Here is a 20,575-nt window from a genome sequence, read left to right as displayed (position 1 = left end):
GACGAGGGCTTTGTCGCCTGCGCACTGGAAGCCTCCTCCATCGGCGTGGTCGAGCACCGCCTGGACGCGACCGCCATCGAGGTCGCCATTTTCACCAATTTCACGCAGGACCATCTCGACTACCACGCGTCGATGCAGGCCTACTGGGAGGCCAAGGCCGCGCTGTTCGGCTGGCCGGGGCTGAAGGCGGCGGTCATCAACATCGACGACGCCAAAGGCGCCGAACTCAAGGACTCCCTTGCCGGCAGCGGCCTGGATGTCTGGACCGTCTCCTGCGTGGAACCGGCGCGCCTGCAGGCGCGCAACATCGAACACGGCACCGATGCGCTGAGTTTTGAAGTGGCCGAGGGCGCCGAAAGCCACACGCTGGCCGCCCGGCTGGTGGGCCAGTACAACGTGTCCAACCTCCTCGGCGTGCTGGGGGCCCTGCGTGCCATGGGTGTGCCGTTGGCCGATGCGGTGAAGGCCTGCACCGGCCTGCTGCCCGTGCCCGGCCGCACCGAGACCCTGGCCGTGCCGGGCCGGCCGCTGGTGGTCATCGATTACGCCCACACGCCCGATGCCCTCGAGAAAGTGCTGCTCGCCCTGCGGCCGGCCGCGGCGCACCGCGGCGGCCAGCTATGGTGCGTGTTCGGTTGCGGCGGTGACCGCGATGCGACCAAGCGCCCATTGATGGCGGCAGTCGCTGAAAAGAACGCCGACCAGGTGGTGGTCACCAGCGACAACCCGCGCAGCGAAAACCCGCTGGMCATCATTTGCCAGGTGTTGCTGGGCCTGAGCCACCGCGATGCCGTGCACGTGCAGGCGGACAGGGCTGCCGCCATCACGCACGCCCTGAGCCTGGCCGGTCCCGAAGACGTGGTGTTGCTGGCCGGCAAAGGCCACGAGAGTTTCCAAGAAGTGGGCGGCGCCAAGCTTCCCTTCTCCGACCGCGAACATGCGCAGGCGGCGCTCGATGCCTTGGCCGCACCCCGGCAAGGAGCGCAATCATGATGCGCCTGCAACAAGCCCTCGATTGGCTGCCCGACGCCCGCCTCGTGGGTGACGGCGGCGTGCAGGCCCTGCGCGTCAACACCGACACGCGCAGCCTGCAGGCCGGCGACCTGTTCGTGGCGCTCAAGGGCGAGCGTTTCGACGCTCACGATTTCCTCGCGCAAGCCAAGGCGCAAGGCGCGGTCGCGGCGATTGCTCACCACGGGCTGGCGCAAGCCGGCCTGCCGGGGCTGGAAGTGGCCGACACGCGCCTGGCGCTGGGGCGGCTGGCGGCAGGCTGGCGTTCGCAGTTCCGCCTGCCGCTGGTGGCGGTCACGGGCAGCAACGGAAAAACCACCGTCACGCAGATGATCGCCTCGATTTTGCATGCCTGGAAGGCCGACAAGGCCTTTGCCACCGAAGGCAACCTCAACAACGACATCGGCGTGCCGCTCACGCTGCTGCGCCTGTCGGCCGCGCATGAAGTGGGTGTGGTCGAACTCGGCATGAACCACCCCGGCGAGATCGCCTACCTGGCCGAACTCACAATGCCCACCGTCGCGCTGGTCAACAACGCGCAGCGCGAGCACCTCGAATTCATGGCCACGGTGGAAGCGGTGGCGTGCGAAAACGGCTCGGTGTTCGCGTCGCTGGATGCGGCCGGCACGGCGGTCTTTCCGGCCGACGACGACTACACCCCGCTGTGGCGCGAGCTGGTCGGCAAGCGCAAGGTGCTGACCTTCGCGCTCTCGGGTGCCGCCGACGTCACCGGCACCGCGCAATGGGAGGGTGGCTGCTGGAAGGTGGCCGCATCCACCCCGGCGGGCAGCACCGATTTCTCGCTGCACATCGCCGGCCGGCACAACGTCAAGAACGCCCTGGCCGCCGCCGCCTGCGCGCTGGCGGCGGGTGTGCCCCTGGCCGCTATTTCCGCGGGCCTCTCGGGTTTTGTGCCGGTCAAGGGCCGCTCCCGCGCCATCGCCGTGGCCTTGCCGGGCCGGGTGTTGACGCTGGTCGACGACAGCTACAACGCCAACCCCGATTCCATGCGCGCCGCGCTGGAGGTCCTCGCCGAACTGCCCGGCCCGCGCCTGATGGTGATGGGTGACATGGGCGAGGTCGGCGACCAAGGGCCGCAGTTCCACGACGAGGCCGGGCGCCATGCGCGCGCGCTGGGCATTGAAAAACTTTTCACGCTGGGCGAGCAGTCCAGGCAGGCCGCGGCCGGTTTCGGCGGCGCGCAAATTTTCGGCGGCATGGACGAACTCGCCGCCGCCGTGCTGGCGGAGCTGCCCCACACCGGCAGCGTGCTGGTCAAAGGTTCCCGCTTCATGAAGATGGAACGTGTGGTCCAGGCCATCACGGCCCATGCACAAGATCAAGATCAAGCTCAACACAAGCAAAACCATAAGGAAGAGCCCCATGCTGCTTAGTCTGGCCCAGTGGCTCCAGTCACTTTCCCCCGAGTTCGGGTTCTTCAGGGTGTTCCAGTACCTGACCTTCCGCGCCGTCATGGCCGCGCTCACCGCGCTGCTGATCGGCCTGCTGGCCGGGCCCTTTGTGATCCGGCGGCTCATCTCGCTCAAGATCGGCCAGCCCATCCGTCAATACGCCATGCAGACGCACTTGAGCAAGAGTGGCACGCCCACCATGGGCGGTGTGCTGATCCTGCTGGCCATCGGCATCTCCACGCTGCTGTGGTTCGACCTGTCCAACCGCTTTGTCTGGATCGTCCTCATCGTCACGCTGGGCTTCGGCGCCATCGGCTGGGCCGACGACTGGCGAAAAGTGGTGCTCAAGGACCCGGAAGGCATGCGCTCGCGCGAGAAATACCTCTGGCAGTCCCTCATCGGCCTGGTCGCGGCGCTGTACCTGGTGTTCAGCATTTCCGAGAGCTCCAACCTGCGCGTGCTCGAGCTGTTCTTCAGCTGGGTGCAGTCGGGCTTTGACGTGAACCTGCCGCCCAAGGCCGGCCTGCTGGTGCCTTTCGTCAAGGAGGTCAGCTACCCGCTGGGTGTTTTCGGGTTTGTGATCCTGACCTACCTCGTGATCGTCGGCTCCAGCAATGCCGTCAACCTGACCGACGGCCTGGACGGCCTGGCCATCATGCCGGTGGTCATGGTGGGCTCCGCGCTGGGCGTCTTCGCTTATGTCACCGGCAGCTCGGTCTATTCCAAGTACCTGCTTTTCCCGCACATCCCCGGCTCGGGCGAACTGCTGATCTTCTGCTCGGCCATGGCCGGCGCTGGCCTGGCCTTCCTGTGGTTCAACACACACCCGGCCCAGGTCTTCATGGGCGACGTGGGCGCGCTGGCGCTGGGCGCCGCGCTGGGCACCATCGCCGTCATCGTGCGCCAGGAAATCGTGCTGGCCATCATGGGCGGCATCTTCGTGGTCGAAGCGCTTTCCGTGATGATGCAGGTGACCTGGTTCAAGTACACCAAGAAGCGCTATGGCGAAGGCCGCCGCATCCTCAAGATGGCGCCGCTGCACCATCACTTCGAGAAAAGCGGCTGGAAAGAAACGCAGGTGGTCGTCCGTTTCTGGATCATCACCATGCTGCTGTGCCTCGTCGGCCTCTCCACCTTGAAGCTCAGGTAAACAGGCATGCGGCATTTACAAGACCAAACCGTGTTGATCCTGGGCCTGGGCGCGTCCGGCCTGGCCATGGCGCGCTGGTGCGCCCGCCATGGAGCGCATGTGACGGTTGCCGACACGCGCGAAGCACCGCCCCTGCTCGCCACGCTGCGCGAGGAACTGCCGGGCGTCACCTTTGTCGGCGGTGCGTTCACGCCGGAGCTGGTGCAAGGCACGGCCGTGCGCGCCGTCTACCGTTCGCCCGGCCTGGCGCCGGCCACCATCGCCCCCGTGGCCGATGCGGCGCGTGCCATGGGCTTGCCTGTAGGCGGTGAGCTGGACCTGTTTGCGCGGGCTTTGGCGGATTTGCGCGAGCCGCCGGCTGCCGAAGCGGGCGAGGCACTCGCCGAAGCGACTGCATCCCCCGAGGCGCCGAGCGAGACGGCTTTGCCCGGTGCACTTGATGCCTCTGATGCGCCTGACGACACCGATACGGTTGATGAAAGCGTTGTGGTTCCTGATGCTTCCGATGTGTCTGATGCACCTGAAGGCGAAGCCGCCCTGGCGGCCCATGCCTCCGGCGATATTCACGAAGCAGCCGCAGCGGTCGTCCCGGACACCGCGCCTGTGTCCGACGAAGGCAGTGAAGAATCGGCGCTGCCCGCCTTGCTGGCGCTGGCCCAGGCCGAACCCGAGCCAGGCTACCGGCCGGCAGTGCTGGCCATCACGGGCACCAACGGCAAGACCACGGTGACCTCGCTGCTGGGCCAGCTGGTGCAGCGCGCGGGCAAAACCGTGGCGGTGGCCGGCAACATAGGCCCGACACTGCTGGACACGAGGCCAGGGTGTTCGGCGCCGGCACCTTCATGCTGCTCAACCGMGACGACGCGCGCGTGATGGCCATGCTGCCGCCGCCCGTCAAGGTGCGCCTGAAGCCGCCGCAACTGCGTCCCCACGCCACCTTCGGCGCCGGCGAGCCGCAGCGCCCCGGCGACTACGGCATTGAGACCGTCAACGGCATGACCTGGCTGGTGCGCGCGGCCGAGGCCGACGAAACCATCAAGCGCCGCAAGGACGAAGAAGTGGAGCTGCACGTGCAGCGCCTGATGCCTATCGAGGCCTTGCGCATACGCGGGCGCCACAACGCCACCAACGCCCTGGCGGCGCTGGGCCTGGCCGTGGCCGCGGGCTGCACCCTGGCGCCCATGCTGCACGGCCTGCGCGAATACCGCGGCGAGCCGCACCGCGTGGAGTCGGTGGCCGTCGTCAAGGACGTCGAGTACTTCGACGACAGCAAGGGCACCAACGTGGGCGCCACCGTGGCGGCGCTCACGGGCCTGGGCCTGGAGCGCAAGCTGGTGCTGATCCTGGGCGGCGAAGGTAAAGGGCAGGATTTTTCGCCGCTGGCCGATCCCGTGCTGCGCCATGTGCGGGCCGTGGTGCTGATAGGGCGCGACGCGCCCCTCATCAAAGAGGTCCTGCCGCGCAATATCCCGATGTTTGACGCCGCCTCCATGGAAGAGGCCGTCACCCTGGCGGCGCAGCAGGCCCAGACCGGCGACGCCGTGCTGATGTCACCGGCCTGCGCCAGCTTCGACATGTTCGACAACTACGAGCACCGCGCCCGCGTCTTTTGCGAAGCGGTGCAGGCCTTGGCCCGCGACCAGGGGGAGGTGCTGTGACGGTTGCCGCGCGTCTTTCAGGCTGGTTCTCCGGCTTCGGCAAGGCCGCGGCCGATGTGCTGCCTGTCCGCCTGGGCGGGCAGAGCCTGTCGCGCACGCTGGCGGSGCCGCCCGTGCGCATGGCCGGGTTTGACCAGGCGCTGCTCTGGGTCACGGTGGCCTTGCTGATGTGGGGCCTGGTCATGGTGTATTCGGCCTCCGTGGCCATGCCCGACAACCCCAAGTTCGCGCGTTATGCCCACACCCATTTTGTGACGCGCCACGTACTGTCGCTGGTCGTCGCCTTCATCGTCGCCGTGCTGGCCTTCCAGGTGCCGCTTGCGACCTGGGAAAAGCTCGCGCCCTGGCTGTTCGTCATTTCACTGCTGCTGCTGATCCTGGTGCTGGTGCCCTTCATCGGCAAAGGCGTCAACGGCGCCCGCCGCTGGATTTCCATAGGCATCATGAACTTCCAGCCCTCGGAACTCGCGAAGTTCGCGGTGCTGCTGTACGCGGCCGACTACATGGTGCGCAAGATGGAAGTCAAGGAGCGCTTCTTCCGCGCCGTGATGCCCATGGCGGTCGCTATCGCCATCGTCGGCCTGCTGCTGCTGGCAGAGCCCGACATGGGCGCTTTCATGGTGATCTCCGTTATCGCCATGGGCATACTTTTCCTGGGCGGCGTCAATGCGCGCATGTTCTTCGTCATCGCGGCCGTGGTGGTGGTCGCCTTCAGCCTGATGGTGATGCTCAGCGAATGGCGGCGCGAGCGGATTTTTGCCTACCTGGATCCCTGGAGCGACAAATATTCCATGGGCAAGGGCTACCAGCTTTCGCACTCGCTGATCGCCTTCGGCCGCGGCGAGATCTTCGGCGTTGGCCTGGGCGGCAGCATCGAAAAACTGCACTGGCTGCCTGAGGCGCACACCGACTTCCTGATGGCCGTGATCGGTGAGGAGTTTGGCTTGGCTGGAGTGCTGACCGTGATCGGCCTCTTCATGTGGATGACGCGCCGCATCATGCACATTGGCCGCCAGTCCATCGCGCTGGACCGCCTCTTCGCCGGCCTGGTCGCTCAGGGCGTGGGCATCTGGATAGGTTTCCAGACCTTCATCAACATCGGCGTGAACCTGGGCGCCTTGCCGACCAAGGGGCTGACCTTGCCGCTGATGAGTTATGGCGGCTCGGCGATTTTGATGAATTTGATTTCGCTGGCGGTTGTGCTGAGGATTGATTACGAGAATCGATCGCTCATGCGGGGAGGGCGCGCATGAGCAAGCAGCACTGCGCCCTGGTCATGGCTGGTGGAACCGGCGGCCACATCTTCCCGGGCCTGGCCGTGGCCGAGGCCCTGCGCGAGCGCGGCTGGCGTGTGCACTGGCTGGGCGGCCTGGGCAGCGCGAGCCGTCCCAGCATGGAAAGCCAGCTGGTACCGCCGCGCGGCTTCGCTTTCGAGCACATCGATTTTTCCGGCGTGCGCGGCAAGGGCCCGGCCACGCTGGTGTTCCTGCCATTGCGCCTGCTCAAGGCCTTCTGGCAAAGCATCCAGGTGGTGCGCCGCGTCAAGCCCGACGTGGTCGTCGGCCTGGGCGGCTACATCAGCTTTCCGGCCGGCATGATGAGCGTGCTGCTGGGCAAGCCGCTGGTGCTGCATGAGCAGAACTCTGTCGCGGGTATGGTCAACAAGGTGCTGGCCGGTGTGGCCGACCGTGTCTTCACCGCCTTCCCCGACGTGTTCCGCAAAGGCGAATGGATAGGCAATCCGCTGCGCCCGGCCTTCACGCGCCAGCCCGGCCCGGTTGAGCGGTTTGCCGACCGCGGCGGGCCGCTCAAGCTGCTGGTGGTGGGCGGCAGCCTGGGCGCGCGTGGGCTCAATGACATCGTGCCCAAGGCGCTGGCGCTGATTCCCGCCGGCGAGCGCCCGCAGGTCAGGCACCAGAGCGGCGCCCAGCAGATCGACGCGCTGCGCGCCAACTATGCGGCCGCCGGCGTGCAGGCCGAACTCACGCCCTTTATTGAAGACACCGCGCAGGCCTTTGCCGATGCCGACCTCATCATCTGCCGCGCCGGCGCCAGCACCGTGACTGAGATCGCGGCGGTCGGCGCCGCGGCGATCTTCGTGCCTTTCCCGGCCGCCGTCGACGACCACCAGACCAGCAATGCGAAATTCCTGGTGGACCAGGGCGGCGGCTGGTTGATCCAGCAGCGCGATCTCAGCGCTGAGAAGCTGGCCAACATTCTGAAAACCACCACGCGCTACACCCTGCTGGAGCGCGCCCTGCAGGCCAAGACCATGCAAAAAACCGATGCCACCGCACGCGTGGTGGCCGCCTGCGAGGAGCTGGCGACATGAAACACGCTATAAAAAATATCCATTTCATCGGCCTGGGTGGCGCCGGCATGTCCGGCATTGCCGAGGTGCTGCACAACCTCGGTTACGCGATTTCGGGTTCCGACCTGTCGGACAGCGCCACGCTGCAGCGCCTGGCAAAGCTCGGCATCAAGACCTTTGTCGGCCATGCGGCGGGCAACCTGGCCAAAGTCGACGCGGTGGTGACCTCCACCGCGGTGCAGGCCGACAACCCCGAGGTGCTGGCCGCCCGGGAGAAACGCATTCCCGTGGTGCCGCGCGCGCTGATGCTGGCCGAACTGATGCGCCTCAAGCAGGGAATCGCCATCGCCGGGACGCACGGCAAGACCACTACCACCAGCCTGGTGGCCAGCGTGCTGGCCGAAGGCGGCCTGGACCCGACCTTCGTGATCGGCGGCCGGCTGAACAGCGCGGGCGCCAATGCCAAGCTCGGCTCGGGCGACTACATCGTGGTCGAGGCCGACGAGTCCGACGCTTCCTTCCTGAACCTGCTGCCCGTGATGGCCGTCGTCACCAACATCGACGCCGACCACATGGAAACCTACGGCCATGATTTCGGCAACCTCAAGAAGGCCTTTGTCGACTTCCTGCACCGCATGCCGTTTTACGGCACGGCGATCCTGTGCACCGACGATCCGGCCGTGCGCGACATCGTGCCGCAGGTCTCCTGCCCCATCACCAGCTACGGTTTCGGCGAGGACGCGCAGGTGCGCGCCGTCAACGTGCGGCCGGTGGGCGCGCAAATGCATTTCACGGCGCAGCGGCGCAACGGCGTCACCCTGCCCGACCTGGAAGTGGTGCTCAACCTGGCCGGCGAGCACAACGTGCTCAACGCCCTGTCGGCGATTGCCATCGCGGTCGAACTCAACGTGCCCGACGCCGCGGTGCAAAAAGCCCTGGCCGATTTCCGCGGCGTGGGCCGGCGTTTCCAGAGCTATGGCGACATGCCGGCCAAGGATGGCGGGCATTTCACCCTGATCGAGGACTACGGCCACCACCCGGTCGAGATGGCCGCGACGCTGGCCGCCGCGCGTGGCGCCTTTCCGGGCCGGCGCCTGGTACTGGCCTTCCAGCCGCACCGCTACACCCGCACACGCGACTGCTTTGAGGATTTCGTCAAGGTCATAGGCCAGGCTGATGCCGTGCTGCTGTCCGAGGTCTACGCCGCGGGCGAGCCGCCCATCGTGGCTGCCGACGGCCGTTCGCTGGCGCGCGCGCTGCGCGTGGCCGGCAAGCTCGAACCCGTCTTCGTCGACGAGATCGAGGCCATGCCGCAGGCAATTGTGGACAACGCATTGGGCGGCGACGTCGTGATGTGCATGGGTGCCGGCTCCATAGGCCAGGTGCCCGCCCGGGTGGTCGAGATGCTGGAACAGGTAGGACACCCCAAGACCGCAGGAGCCCCGGCATGAAGCAGAACGAAAACATCTCCCAATTCGGCAAGGTCGCCGTCCTGATGGGCGGCATGTCGGCCGAGCGCGAAGTCTCGCTGATGTCGGGCAGCGGCGTGCTCAAGGCCCTGCGCTCGCGCGGTGTGGATGCCCATGCCTTCGACCCGGCCGAGCGCGACCTTTCCCAGCTCAGGAAAGACGGCTTTGCGCGCTGCTTCATCGCGCTGCACGGCCGCTTCGGCGAAGACGGCACGGTGCAGGGCGCGCTGGAGCTGCTGGGCATTCCCTACACCGGCTCTGGCGTCATGGCTTCCAGCATGGCCATCGACAAGGTCATGACCAAACGCGTGATGATCTCCGAGGGGCTGCCGACGCCCCAGTACCGTTTGCTGCGCCGCGGCGCCTACGGCGCGGCCGACATCGCCGCCGTGCCCGACGCGCTGGGCCTGCCGCTGATCGTCAAGCCCGCGCGCGAGGGTTCTTCCATTGGCCTCACCAAGGTCACCAGCCGGGAGGGCATGGCCGAGGCGGTGGCACAGGCTGAAAAGCTCGATGCCGACGTGCTCTGCGAGCAGTTCATCAGCGGCGACGAGGTGACCTGCCCGGTGCTGGGAACCGGCGCCGGCGCGCACGCGCTTCCGGTGATCCGTATCGTCGCGCCCGACGGCAACTACGACTACCAGAACAAATACTTCACCGACACCACGCAATACCTGGTGCCCTGCGGGCTTCCCGAAGGCGAAGAAGCCGTCATCCAGCAGCTGGTGCTGGACGCCTTCCGCATCCTCAACTGCCGCGGCTGGGCGCGCGCCGACGTGATGATCGACAAGGCCACGCGCAAGCCCTACCTGCTGGAAATCAACACCTCGCCCGGCATGACGGGCCACTCGCTGGTGCCCATGTCCGCGCGCGCGGCCGGCATCTCCTACGAAGACCTGTGCGTCGAAGTGCTCAAGACCGCCACGCTGGACCACCAGAAACAGGGGGAGGGGTAATTTGAACCGCAGAACGCCCAAACCCATCGCCATGCCGCTGGACGTCAAGCTCATGAACACCTTCTCGGTGGTCCTGGGCCTGGCGTTTGCCGCCATGGTCGTGGCGCTGGGCGTCGCCTGGGTGTTGCGCCAGTCGCTGTTCAGCCTGAGCGCGATCCGCGTGCAGGGCGACCTGATACACAACAACGCGGTCACGCTGCGCGCCAACGTGGCGCCCCGGCTGGCCGGCAATTTTTTCACGGTGGACCTGGCCGCCACGCGCGCGGTGTTCGAGTCCGTGCCCTGGGTGCGGCGGGCGCTGGTGCAGCGCGAGTTCCCGAACCGCCTCAAGGTAGTGCTGCAGGAACACAAGCCGGTGGCCTTCTGGGGCGCCGAAAGCGACGCGCGCCTGGTCAACAACTTTGGCGAGGTGTTCGAAGCCAACCAGGGCGAGGTCGAGGCGGAAGTCCTGCCGGTGCTGAACGGCCCGCAAGGCCAGGCGCCGCTGGTGCTGCAGGCCTACCAGGTGCTTTCGCCGCTGTTTGATGAGACGGATGCCTCGCTGGAACAGCTGCAACTGAGCGGCCAGGGCAGCTGGCGCGCCCAGCTCGACAACGGCGCCGTGATCGAACTCGGCCACGGGTCGCCGCAGGAGATCGAGGCGCGCACGCGCCTTTTTCTCGCCACGGTGACGCAGGTGTCGTCGCGCTACGGACGGGACCTGGAGTCCGCCGACCTGCGCTACGGCAACGGTTATGCGATCAGGCTCAGGGGTGTCACCACGGGAAACCCCGCTGACAAAGACGACGGAAAGAAAAAAAGGTAAACATATGGCCAAGGAATACAAGGATCTCGTGGTTGGGCTGGATATCGGCACCAGCAAGGTCATGGCCGTGGTGGCCGAGGTCATGCCGGGCGGCGAGCTCAAGCTCGCGGGCCTGGGCATCGCGGCGAGCAACGGCCTCAAGCGCGGCGTGGTGGTCAACATCGACGCCACGGTGCAGAGCATCCAGCAGGCCTTGAAGGAGGCCGAATTGATGGCCGACTGCAAGATCGCCCGCGTCTACACCGGCATCACCGGCAGCCACATACGCGGCATCAATTCCAGCGGCATGGTGGCGGTCAAGGACAAGGAAGTCACGCAAGCCGACGTGGCGCGCGTGATCGAAACCGCCAAGGCCATCAACATCTCGACCGACCAGCGCCTGCTGCTGGTCGAGCCGCAGGAGTTCGTCATCGACGGCCAGGACGTGCGCGAGCCCATAGGCATGAGCGGCATACGCCTGGAGGCCAAGGTGCACATCGTGACCGGCGCGCAGAGCGCGGCCGAGAACATCATCAAGTGCGTGCGGCGCTGCGGGCTGGAAGTCGACCAGCTGATGCTCAACCCGCTGGCCTCCAGCCTGGCGGTGCTCACGCAGGACGAGCAGGAGCTCGGCGTGGCGCTGGTCGACATAGGCGCGGGCACCACCGACGTCGCCATCTTCACCGGCGGCGCCATCCGGCACACCGCGGTGATCCCGATCGCCGGCGACCTGATCACCAGCGACATCGCCATGGCGCTGCGCACGCCCACCAAGGACGCCGAAGACATCAAGGTCGAAAGCGGTTATGCCAAGCAGTTGCTGGCCGACCCGGACCAGCAGGTGGAGGTTCCCGGCCTGGGCGACCGCGGGCCGCGCATGCTGAGCAAACAGGCACTGGCCGGCGTGATCGAGCCGCGCATCGAAGAGATTTTTTCACTGGTACAGCAGGTGATACGCGAGTCGGGTTATGAAGAGGTGCTGTCGTCCGGCATCGTCATCACCGGCGGCAGCGCCGTCATGCCCGGCATGGTGGAGCTCGGCGAGGACATTTTCCTCAAGCCGGTGCGGCGCGGCATACCCCGCTACTCCAGCGCGCTGTCCGACATGGTGGCCCAGGCCCGGGCCGCCACCGTGATGGGCTTGCTCGAAGAGGCCCGGCTGGCCCGCATGCGCGGCTACAAGGTGTCGCAGAAGGCGGGCAGCGTGCACAACGCATTCGGCAAGGTCAAAGACTGGTTTGTGGGGAATTTCTGACCATGAAAACCTATTCCACTTTTATCGGCAGGCCCTCGCGTTGTATGCATTCGGGCGGGGCGGATCCCCCTGCGTGAGAAGGCCATGGCAACCATAAATACAAATTTCCGATTATTGGCAACTGCAGTTTATTGATTAGGAGGCTCCCAATGAGCATCGAAATGATTGAAATCGAAGAATTCAACCAGGGCACACAGATCAAGGTGATCGGTGTCGGCGGCGGCGGCGGCAATGCCGTCGGGCACATGATCGAATGCGGCGTGCAAGGCGTCGAATTCATCTGCGCCAACACGGACGCGCAGGCGCTCAGCCGCGGCAGCGCCCACAAGACCATCCAGCTGGGCAGCAGCGGCCTGGGTGCGGGCAGCAAGCCCGACAAGGGCCGCGATGCAGCCGAGCTGGCGGCGGACGACATTCGCAGCGCGATTGACGGCGCGCACATGCTGTTCATCACCGCCGGCATGGGCGGCGGCACCGGCACCGGCGCGGCGCCCGTGATCGCGCGCATCGCCAAGGAGATGGGCATCCTGACGGTCGGCGTGGTGACCAAGCCCTTCGAATTCGAAGGAGGCCGCCGCATGACCAACGCCGACCTCGGCCTGGCCGAGCTCGAAGCCAATGTCGACTCGCTGATCGTGGTGCTGAACGAAAAGCTGCTCGAAGTGCTGGGCGACGACGTGACGCAGGACGAGGCTTTCGCGCATGCCAACGACGTGCTGAAAAACGCCGTGGGCGGCATTGCCGAAATCATCAACGTGCCCGGCCATGTGAACGTCGACTTTGAGGATGTGCGCACCGTGATGGGCGAGCCCGGCAAGGCCATGATGGGCACGGCCAAGGCCAACGGCCCGGACCGCGCGCGCATCGCCGCCGAGCAGGCCGTGGCCTGCCCGCTGCTCGAAGGCATCGACCTGTCGGGCGCCAAGGGCGTGCTGGTGCTGATCTCGGCAGCCAAGGGCTCGCTCAAGCTGAGCGAATCCAAGCTGGCGATGAACACCATCCGCGCTTATGCCTCGCCCGATGCGCACGTGATCTACGGCACGGCCTATGACGATGTGCTGGGCGATGAGATCCGCGTGACCGTGGTCGCGACGGGTTTGTCGCGCCAGGGCGTGCGCCGCCATGCGCCGCCGCTGCAGGTGCTGCGCACCGGAACCGACAACGTGCCCTTCAACGTGCCCACGTTGAACACCACGGCCGGTGCCGGCGGCGCAACGCAGATGGGCGCGGGTTCGGCCCAGCCGGACTACGGGAACATGGCTGTGCCAAGCGTGTGGCGTACCAATCGGACGCAGGCGGCGGCCAAGGTGGATGCGCTGGCTTCCGGCGGGATGGACGACTTCGAAATCCCGGCCTTTCTCCGCAAACAAGCCGATTAATCGCTTAATGGGTGTAAAGCTACTGCGCAACCCGATCTTGAGGCTGTGGTGCTCACCGTACCTGAGTACGGTTCCGCTCCTCGCCTCAACCTCGGGCTGCTCGCTACGCTTTCCATCCCATTAATCGCCGTTGGAGGGGCATGCTTCGCTCCCCTTGCTTTTTCGATTAATCGCCGTTGGGGAGTGGACTTGGTGCGCGTCGCTGGGGTTGCTGGTTTGCGCCCTAATTCACTCTGCCTATGCCCGGCATTGCTATCCCCTACCCTTGAAATGGCCTTGCGCCAACTAAAATAGAGCCCATGCTTGCCCAAAGAACCCTTAAATCCCTGACCAAAGCCGTGGGCGTGGGCCTGCACAGCGGGCAGCGGGTGGAGCTGACCTTGCGCCCTGCGGCGCCGGATACGGGCATTGTGTTTCGCCGGGTGGATTTGCCGCAGCCGGTGGACATTCATATCTCGGCGCAGGCGGTGACGGACACGCGTCTGGCGTCGACGATCTCCAGCGGCAGTGCCAAGGTGCACACGGTGGAGCATTTGATGTCGGCTTGCGCGGGCCTGGGTATCGACAACCTGTATGTGGACATCACGGCCGAGGAAGTGCCCATCCTGGACGGGTCGGCTTCGTCGTTTGTGTTTTTGCTGCAGTCGGCCGGCATTGAACTGCAGGCCGCGCCCAAGCGTTTTATCCGCGTGATCAAGCCGGTGGAAGTGCGGGACGGCGAGGGTGCGAACACCAAGTGGGCGCGCCTGAGCCCCTACGAGGGTTACAAGCTCAGTTTTGAAATCGATTTCGACCACCCGGCGGTGGACTCGACGGGCCAGCGTGTGGAGTTCGACATGGGCTCGGGCGCTTACTCGCGCGACATCGCGCGGGCCCGCACCTTCGGTTTCACCAAGGACGTCGAAATGATGCGCGCCAACGGTCTGGCCCTGGGCGGCGGGCTGGACAACGCCATCGTGATGGACGACTACAAGGTGCTCAACAGCGACGGCCTGCGCTACAACGACGAGTTCGTGAAGCACAAGATCCTCGATGCCATGGGCGACCTGTACCTGCTGGGCAAGCCGCTGCTGGCCGCCTACAGCGCGTTCCGCTCCGGCCACGCGATGAACAACAAGCTGCTGCGCGAGCTGCTGACGCACAAGGACGCCTACGAAGTCGTCACCTTCGCGGACGAGAAAAAGGCGCCCCGGGGTTTTGCCACGCTGGCACGCGCCTGGTAGTTGCTGGACAGGGCATCCCCATGCTGCTGTTTCGCTGGCTGATCCTGTTGTTTTTGCTGGCCGCCGTGGTGGCCTTCATGTTTTACGCGGGCACCGGCCAGGCGCGCTACAAGCGCTTCGGCCTGATCATCCTCAAATGGACGCTGATCGCCGCCTTCGGCTTCTTCGCGGTGCTGATTCTCGAGCGCGTGGCCTAACGGCCTTTCACATTCCCAGCCGCGTCAGCGGCTGCGTCCGCCGCGGTAATTCTTGGTCATGCCTGCACCCGTGCCGCCGGCTGCTTGCGCCAGCCGTGCCATGGCACTGCCCACGTGGGCGTGGGTGATGGCCAGGCCCAGCGCGTCGGCCGCATCCTTGCCGGGCAGCGAAGGCAGCTTGAGCAGTCGCATCACCATTTCCTGCACCTCGGCCTTGCCGGCCTTGCCGTAGCCGGCCACGGCTTTTTTGAGCTGCAGCGCCGTGTATTCGGTCACCGCCAGGTCGCGCGAAACCAGTGCTGTGATGCAGGCGCCGCGGGCCTGGCCCAGCAGCAGGGTGGCCTGTGGGTTGACGTTCACGAAGATGATTTCGACCGAGGCCGTGTCAGGCTGGTAACGCTCCACCACCTCGCACACGCCCTGGAACAGCACCTTGAGCCGGCCCGGCAGGTCGGCGCGCTCCAGGTGCGTGGTCTTGATGGTGCCGCTGGCCACATAGCGCAGGTGCGGGCCGTCCACGTCGACCACACCGAAGCCGGAGGTCTGCAGGCCGGGGTCTATGCCTAGGATGCGCATCGATGCCGCCTGGCCTCAGAGGCCGAAATACCAGCGGACCGAATGGAAGAAGATGGGCGCGCCGAAGCACAGGGCATCGACGCGGTCCAGCAGGCCGCTGGCGCCGGTCACGCCCACACCGCGTTTGCCCCAGTTGGGAATGCCGCGGTCGCGCTTGAGCGCTTTCATCACCAGGTGGCCCAGCGAGCCGGAGACGCAGGCGATAAAGGCCATGGCTACGGCCTGCGCCGGCTTGAAGGGCGTGAGGCCCGCCAGCAGGCCGCCCAGCAGGCTGGCCGCCACGACGGCGATCAGCCAGCTGGTCCAGTTGAAGCTCTTGCTCACATTGGGTGCGCTGGGCGGGCGCTTCAGCCTGCGGCCGACCACGTACTCCACGATCATGCAGCTTTGCACCACGAACACCAGGAAGAACACCAGGAAGGCGTTCTTGCCGTCATAGTTGGGAAACTTCAGCAGCATCAGGGCGGGCACATGGCTGATGCCGTAGACGCAGACCATGATGCCCCATTGCAGCTTGGCATTGCGCTCCAGGAAACGCTGCGGGTCGTCGGCCAAGGCGCTGACCACCGGGATCGCCAGGAAAACGTAGACCGGGATGAACACGGTGATGAGGTCGAAGCGCTGCGCGATCACCAGCGCGAACTGCACCGGCAGCACCACGAAGAAAGCCAGCACCAGGCTGCGGTGGTCGCCCTGGCGCGTGGGCGAGAGCGTGATGAACTCGCGCAGCGCAAAAAAAGCGACCAGCCCGAACAGCACGGTAGCCACTGTCTCGCCCAGCGTCCAGCCTATCCAGAACACCGTGGACATCAGCCAGGAGGTGCGCAGGACGCCGTTGAATTCCTTGAGCTTCTGGGTGTGCAGGTCGTCCTCGTGGGTGTCCCTGAGCGACATCACGAAAGCGGCCACGCTGATGGCGGCCAGGATGCCGAAGACCAGCACGAACAGCAGGCCGACCTGGTGCGAAGGCGAAAGATTGCGCAGGAAAGTGTTCATCAGGACTCTCGCAGATCCATCACGGCCTGGCGCGCACGGGCCAGGAATTCGCCGCGGTCTTCACCGGCGCCCAGGGCAWCGGGCGCGCCGAAGGTGACCGAACACAGGATGGGCACCGGCACGACCTCGCCCTTGGGCATGACGCGCTGCACATTGTTGATCCAGGCGGGCACCAGCACCACGCCGGGGAATTTGAGCGCCAGGTTGTAGAGGCCGGCCTTGAATTTCTGCGGCTCCTCGTGGTTGCCGCGCGTGCCTTCGGGGAACAGGATGATGGAGTCGCCGTTGGTCAGTGCCTCGATCAGTGGCTCCAGCGGGTCCTGGTCGCCGGTCTTGGCGCGGTCCACATAAATCGCGTTGAACACCGCCGTGGTGATCCATTGCTTGAAGGGCGTCTTGGTCCAGTAATCCTTGGCCGCGATGGGCCGCGTGATGCTGCGCAGCTCTTCGGGCAGGGCCGCCCACATCAGCACCAGGTCGGCATGGCTTTGGTGGTTGGCGAAATAAATACGCTGTTCCGCTTTGGGCGGGCAGCCCTGCCAGCGCGCCTGGGCGCCGGTCAGGGTGCGGATCAGGCCCAGCAGGAACAAGCCCATGAGCTTGGCCAGTACGGGAGAAAGCTTGTCATTCATGGGCCGATTGCCTTTGTGCGCCTCAAGGCAGTTCGACGCCGCCCATTCGGGCCGCGATGGTGCCGGCGCGCGAGGCGAGGTAGCCTGAGCCGGGCCGGGTTTCAAAATACTTGGGCCGTGGCAGCATCACGGCCAGGCGCGCGGCCTCGTAGGCGCCCAGCTTGGCCGCGGGCTTGCGGTAGTAATGCTGGGCCGCCGCCTCGGCGCCGAACACGCCTTCGCCCCATTCCACGTTGTTGAGATAAATCTCGAGGATGCGCTCCTTGTTCAGCAGCGCTTCCAGCAGCAGTGTCAGCACCAGTTCCTGGCCCTTGCGCAGCAGCGTGCGCTCGCYCGACAGGAACAGGTTTTTGGCCAGTTGCTGCGTGATGGTGGAGCCGCCCACGATCTTCACGGGCCTGGCCGCCGCAGCTGCCTTGGCGGGCGCCAGCCGGCTGGCCGACTGCGCGGCGCGCTGCTCGGCCTTGGCATTTTTGTCCCAGGCTTTTTCCAGCGCTTCCATGTCCACGCCGTCGTGCTCGGCAAAACTGGCATCCTCGGACGCGATGACCGCGCGCTTGAGGGTATCGGGCAGTTCGTCATAGGGCACCCATTGCTGGCGCCATTTCAGGGTGCCGGTGTTGCGCGCGACCAGGTAGGCCTCCGAGCGCTGGAAAGCGGTGGACTCCGGGTCGACCACGGCCATCACGGCGATGCGCGCCACAAAAAAGAGCTGCAAGGCCAGGCTGGCCAGCAGGCCCAGGCCGACCAGCCTGAACAGCGCTTTCATGCCAGCAGCGCCCGCATTTCCCGCAGCACCTGCGCGGAAGGCGGGCGCACCTTGCGCCAGAGTTCGAAGGCCTCGGCGGCCTGCTCCACCAGCATGCCCAGGCCGTCGCGCGGCGTGGCGCCGTGGTCCCGGGCCCAGGCCATAAAACCGGCCGCGGCCGGGCCGTACATCATGTCGCAGGCCAGCGCGCCGGGTTTGAGCACACTGGCGCAGACTGGGACACCGGCGCCCGCCAGGCTGCTCGCGCTGGCGTTGATGACCACGTCGAAAGCGCCTTGCAGCCCCTGCAGGTCTTCGGCCAGCAGTTCGGTTTTCTGGAGCAGGCCCTGCAGGGAGGCGTGCGCCTTGTGCCGCGCGACCAGCGCGTCGGCCTTGGCCCGCGTGCGATTGACCAGCACCAGCCGTCGCGGCCCGGCGGCCAGCAGCGGCGCCAGCGCACCGGCGCCCGCGCCGCCCGCGCCTATCAGCAGCACGTCGCGACCGGCCAGCGACACGCCGGCGTTGTTCTGGATGTCATTGACCAGGCCCACACCGTCGGTGTTGTCGGCGTGCACGGCACCGCCCTGCAGCACCAGGGTGTTGGCGGCCTGCGCCAGCTGGGCCCGGTCGCTGCGCGTGGCGGCGGCGCCGAAGGCGTCGAGCTTGAAAGGAACGGTGACGTTGCAGCCCTTCACGCCATCGCGCAGCAGCTGGGCCAGGGTGGCGGCGAAGGATTCCAGCGGCACCAGCAGGCGCTCGTAGCGAAGGACTTGCCCGGTGAGTTCGGCAAAGCGCGCGTGGATCAGCGGCGACTTGCTGTGCGCGATCGGGTTGCCCAGGACGTAATACTGATCCATGACGCTTGTGCGGGCTTCAGCGACTGGTGAGCTTGGTCTCTAGCGTGTCGTCGCGGGTGAACTTGAAGCGCGACACCACGACGATCTGGTCGGCCTTGCGGCGCATGGCATCGCTGAATTTTCCGAAGGGCCCGGTGCCGCGCACGATGCTTTGCGCGCGCCGGTCCAGCGTCAGGTTGCCCGAGGTTTGCACCACTTCCGTGTCCAGCACGGTGCCGTCGAAGTTCACGGTGACGATCATGGTGAGTTCGCCGTAGAGCTTTTTGCCGGCCTGTTCGGGGAAGTTCACGGTGCCCCGGTCTTCAATCCTGCGGCGCAGCTCGTCGTAATAGACGGCGTAAACCTCTTCGCGCGTGGCCGGGCTGATGTAGCGCTTCTTGGGCCTGGCGTTTTCTTCGTTGATGCGGCGTTCGATCTCGGCCAGGATCTTGACCAGCGCCTTGCGCTTTTCCTCGCGCTCGGCCTGGGCCGGGCTGTTGGCGGGCTGGGTCAGGTCGGGCGGCGGCATGGAGGCCAGCTGTTTTTTGATCTGCGCCAGCAACTGGGTCTGCTGCTCCTGCAGCGATTCGACCTTGCGCTGCGCGTCTTCCGTCGCGTCGCCGAGTTCCATCAGAGCCGAAGGCGGCAGGGGAGAGGTCGCCCGGCCTTTTTCGGCCTCGCCGCCGCCGGCCAGCGAGGCCTGGGCGATGGCCTTGGCGAAGTCGGGCTTCTCGTTGGACTTGGCGTTGACCAGGATCACCTCGAGCGGGGTGTCCTGGAACACGCGGTTAAAGCGCTCGGGGTCGACAAAACGCACCGTCAGCAATACCACGTGGACGGCGATGGAGACGCCGAGGGCGATTTGCAGTGTGCTGGGGTTCTTCACAGAAAGAGATTATCGGTGTTTATGCGCGAAATACGGCGTCAACCGGCCACCGGAGCCGCGGCGGCGGCATCGGTTTGTGGCTCATTGACATCGACCGCGATGGAGATCGGGCCGGCGGCCATCTCGGTCTCGCCGTCGTCCTCACCGAGCGGGTCGGGCGACTCGTCAAGTTCCACGTCCAGCCGCTCGGTCACGGTGCCCGACACGTCCAGCGTAATTTCGTCAATCTCGCCCAGCCGTACGCGCACTTTCGCGCCGCGCGGCAAGCCCTGCGCGCCCACCGCCGGCAACACCAGCGGCAGTTCGTCGGCGCGCACCAGGTTGTCCTTGAAGGCGGTGGCCGTCAGTTCGGTGATGCCGTTTTGCTGCAGGTATTTGAGTGTCCAGTAGCGCTCTATGCCGGCCTGGAAACCGTTGTAGGCGCTGTAGGCGGCGTCAAAACCCGAGATGATGGAGAACAGCTCGGCATCCTTGGGCTTGAAAGGCGCGGCCAGCGCGGCCGTGCGGCCGTGGCGCGCGCAGGCAATGATCTGCCACTGGTTGACCAGGTCGGTGTAGCGGCGCAGCGGCGAGGTGCTCCAGGCATAACTTTTGACGCCCAGGCCCGCGTGCGGCAAGGCCTTGGTGCCCATGCGCACCTTCACGCCGGGCGCCAGGCTGGCCTGGCTGCGGTAGATGCCGGGCACGCCGTGCTCGGCCAGCCACTGGCCCCAGGTGCTGTTGGCCAAAATCATCGCTTCGGCCACGATCAGGTCCAGCGGCGCGCCGCGCTGGCGCGTRCTGATGCTGACGGGCTCGTTGCCCTGGGGTTCGCCGCCCGTGGGGTTGTCCAGTCGGAAGTTGTAGTCGGGCCGGTTGAAGTTCTCAGGCTTGCCGCGCGCGATTTCGCGCTGGGCCTTCAGGTGCCTGGCCAGCCGGTGCAGGAATGTCAGTTCCACACCCCAGGGCACGCCGGTGGGCGGGCTGCTTTGCGCGGCTTCAAAAAAAGCCTCGGTGAAGGTGCTGTCCAGTACGTCGTGGCGCAGGTTGCTGACGATGGGCACCTGTTCGAGCCGGGTGGCGCTTTCCTTGATTTCCAGCGTCGCCTCGTCAATCG

Annotated in this window: 19 protein-coding genes and 1 pseudogene; 13 read left to right on the top strand and 7 right to left on the bottom strand. The window is 66.1% G+C overall.

Going from position 1 to position 20,575, the window contains the following annotated elements:
* From AC1D0P_RS09440 to AC1D0P_RS09380, 13 genes and pseudogenes are all read left to right on the top strand, one after another.
* A partial coding sequence (locus tag AC1D0P_RS09440; RefSeq protein WP_477676496.1) for a Mur ligase family protein occupies positions 1–993 on the top strand: 993 nt, incomplete at its 5' end.
* On the top strand, positions 990–2,405 hold the full coding sequence (locus AC1D0P_RS09435; RefSeq protein ID WP_477676495.1) for a UDP-N-acetylmuramoyl-tripeptide--D-alanyl-D-alanine ligase: 1,416 nt from the start codon (positions 990–992) through the stop codon (positions 2,403–2,405). The genes AC1D0P_RS09440 and AC1D0P_RS09435, both read left to right, overlap by 4 nt.
* On the top strand, positions 2,395–3,573 hold the full coding sequence (gene mraY / locus AC1D0P_RS09430) for a phospho-N-acetylmuramoyl-pentapeptide-transferase (RefSeq protein ID WP_477676494.1): 1,179 nt from the start codon (positions 2,395–2,397) through the stop codon (positions 3,571–3,573). Before AC1D0P_RS09435 ends, mraY begins: the two co-directional genes overlap by 11 nt.
* 6 nt (positions 3,574–3,579) lie before the next feature.
* Positions 3,580–5,231: pseudogene (locus AC1D0P_RS09425) on the top strand (Mur ligase family protein).
* Complete coding sequence (gene ftsW, locus AC1D0P_RS09420; RefSeq protein WP_477676493.1) at positions 5,228–6,484, top strand: putative lipid II flippase FtsW; 1,257 nt, start codon at positions 5,228–5,230, stop codon at positions 6,482–6,484. The pseudogene AC1D0P_RS09425 and the gene ftsW overlap by 4 nt, the downstream one beginning before the upstream one ends.
* Positions 6,481–7,563, top strand: coding sequence for an undecaprenyldiphospho-muramoylpentapeptide beta-N-acetylglucosaminyltransferase (gene murG / locus AC1D0P_RS09415; RefSeq protein WP_477676492.1), 1,083 nt, complete (start codon positions 6,481–6,483; stop codon positions 7,561–7,563). Before ftsW ends, murG begins: the two co-directional genes overlap by 4 nt.
* Positions 7,560–8,993 (top strand): UDP-N-acetylmuramate--L-alanine ligase, encoded by a 1,434-nt coding sequence (gene murC / locus AC1D0P_RS09410; protein WP_477676491.1) that lies wholly within the window; start codon positions 7,560–7,562, stop codon positions 8,991–8,993. Before murG ends, murC begins: the two co-directional genes overlap by 4 nt.
* On the top strand, positions 8,990–9,967 hold the full coding sequence (locus tag AC1D0P_RS09405) for a D-alanine--D-alanine ligase (protein WP_477676490.1): 978 nt from the start codon (positions 8,990–8,992) through the stop codon (positions 9,965–9,967). The genes murC and AC1D0P_RS09405 overlap by 4 nt, the downstream gene beginning before the upstream one ends.
* A 31-nt stretch (positions 9,968–9,998) precedes the next feature.
* On the top strand, positions 9,999–10,772 hold the full coding sequence (locus AC1D0P_RS09400) for a cell division protein FtsQ/DivIB (RefSeq protein ID WP_477653307.1): 774 nt from the start codon (positions 9,999–10,001) through the stop codon (positions 10,770–10,772).
* 4 nt (positions 10,773–10,776) lie between these two features.
* Positions 10,777–12,006 (top strand): cell division protein FtsA, encoded by a 1,230-nt coding sequence (gene ftsA / locus AC1D0P_RS09395; RefSeq protein WP_436156423.1) that lies wholly within the window; start codon positions 10,777–10,779, stop codon positions 12,004–12,006.
* Positions 12,007–12,155: 149 nt separating this feature from the next.
* Complete coding sequence (gene ftsZ / locus AC1D0P_RS09390) at positions 12,156–13,385, top strand: cell division protein FtsZ (RefSeq protein ID WP_477652985.1); 1,230 nt, start codon at positions 12,156–12,158, stop codon at positions 13,383–13,385.
* Between the two features lie 299 nt (positions 13,386–13,684).
* A complete protein-coding gene (gene lpxC / locus AC1D0P_RS09385; RefSeq protein ID WP_477676489.1) occupies positions 13,685–14,608 on the top strand; it encodes a UDP-3-O-acyl-N-acetylglucosamine deacetylase in 924 nt (307 codons plus the stop codon).
* Positions 14,609–14,628: 20 nt separating this feature from the next.
* Positions 14,629–14,805 (top strand): hypothetical protein, encoded by a 177-nt coding sequence (locus AC1D0P_RS09380; protein WP_477676488.1) that lies wholly within the window; start codon positions 14,629–14,631, stop codon positions 14,803–14,805.
* Between the two features lie 24 nt (positions 14,806–14,829).
* Here the strand turns inward: AC1D0P_RS09380 and ruvC are convergent, their stop codons facing one another.
* The 7 genes from ruvC to AC1D0P_RS09345 form a co-directional block, all read right to left on the bottom strand.
* Complete coding sequence (gene ruvC, locus AC1D0P_RS09375; protein ID WP_477676487.1) at positions 14,830–15,381, bottom strand: crossover junction endodeoxyribonuclease RuvC; 552 nt, start codon at positions 15,379–15,381, stop codon at positions 14,830–14,832.
* A 15-nt stretch (positions 15,382–15,396) separates the two neighbouring features.
* Complete coding sequence (locus tag AC1D0P_RS09370) at positions 15,397–16,377, bottom strand: phosphatidate cytidylyltransferase (RefSeq protein ID WP_477676486.1); 981 nt, start codon at positions 16,375–16,377, stop codon at positions 15,397–15,399.
* Positions 16,377–17,009, bottom strand: coding sequence for a lysophospholipid acyltransferase family protein (locus AC1D0P_RS09365; RefSeq protein WP_477676485.1), 633 nt, complete (start codon positions 17,007–17,009; stop codon positions 16,377–16,379). Before AC1D0P_RS09365 ends, AC1D0P_RS09370 begins: the two co-directional genes overlap by 1 nt.
* A gap of 22 nt (positions 17,010–17,031) precedes the next feature.
* A complete protein-coding gene (locus tag AC1D0P_RS09360) occupies positions 17,032–17,778 on the bottom strand; it encodes a transglycosylase domain-containing protein (RefSeq protein WP_477676484.1) in 747 nt (248 codons plus the stop codon).
* On the bottom strand, positions 17,775–18,614 hold the full coding sequence (aroE, locus tag AC1D0P_RS09355) for a shikimate dehydrogenase (protein WP_477676483.1): 840 nt from the start codon (positions 18,612–18,614) through the stop codon (positions 17,775–17,777). The genes AC1D0P_RS09360 and aroE overlap by 4 nt, the downstream gene beginning before the upstream one ends.
* A 16-nt stretch (positions 18,615–18,630) precedes the next feature.
* Positions 18,631–19,479 (bottom strand): TonB family protein, encoded by an 849-nt coding sequence (locus AC1D0P_RS09350; protein ID WP_477652993.1) that lies wholly within the window; start codon positions 19,477–19,479, stop codon positions 18,631–18,633.
* Positions 19,480–19,517: 38 nt separating this feature from the next.
* Positions 19,518–20,575: RNB domain-containing ribonuclease (locus AC1D0P_RS09345; protein WP_477676482.1), on the bottom strand; the 1,058-nt coding region annotated here is incomplete at its 5' end.

The organism is Polaromonas sp. P1_G2 (genome assembly GCF_056405515.1).
This window is presented reverse-complemented; position numbering and strand designations above follow the sequence as displayed.

Coding starts and splice junctions, on each gene's coding strand:
- AC1D0P_RS09435 (WP_477676495.1), top strand. CDS start 990: ATGATGCGCCTGCAACAAGCCCTCGATTGGCTGCCCGACGCCCGCCTC.
- mraY (WP_477676494.1), top strand. CDS start 2,395: ATGCTGCTTAGTCTGGCCCAGTGGCTCCAGTCACTTTCCCCCGAGTTC.
- murG (WP_477676492.1), top strand. CDS start 6,481: ATGAGCAAGCAGCACTGCGCCCTGGTCATGGCTGGTGGAACCGGCGGC.
- murC (WP_477676491.1), top strand. CDS start 7,560: ATGAAACACGCTATAAAAAATATCCATTTCATCGGCCTGGGTGGCGCC.
- AC1D0P_RS09405 (WP_477676490.1), top strand. CDS start 8,990: ATGAAGCAGAACGAAAACATCTCCCAATTCGGCAAGGTCGCCGTCCTG.
- AC1D0P_RS09400 (WP_477653307.1), top strand. CDS start 9,999: ATGCCGCTGGACGTCAAGCTCATGAACACCTTCTCGGTGGTCCTGGGC.
- ftsA (WP_436156423.1), top strand. CDS start 10,777: ATGGCCAAGGAATACAAGGATCTCGTGGTTGGGCTGGATATCGGCACC.
- ftsZ (WP_477652985.1), top strand. CDS start 12,156: ATGAGCATCGAAATGATTGAAATCGAAGAATTCAACCAGGGCACACAG.
- lpxC (WP_477676489.1), top strand. CDS start 13,685: ATGCTTGCCCAAAGAACCCTTAAATCCCTGACCAAAGCCGTGGGCGTG.
- AC1D0P_RS09380 (WP_477676488.1), top strand. CDS start 14,629: ATGCTGCTGTTTCGCTGGCTGATCCTGTTGTTTTTGCTGGCCGCCGTG.
- ruvC (WP_477676487.1), bottom strand. CDS start 15,381: ATGCGCATCCTAGGCATAGACCCCGGCCTGCAGACCTCCGGCTTCGGT.
- AC1D0P_RS09370 (WP_477676486.1), bottom strand. CDS start 16,377: ATGAACACTTTCCTGCGCAATCTTTCGCCTTCGCACCAGGTCGGCCTG.
- aroE (WP_477676483.1), bottom strand. CDS start 18,614: ATGGATCAGTATTACGTCCTGGGCAACCCGATCGCGCACAGCAAGTCG.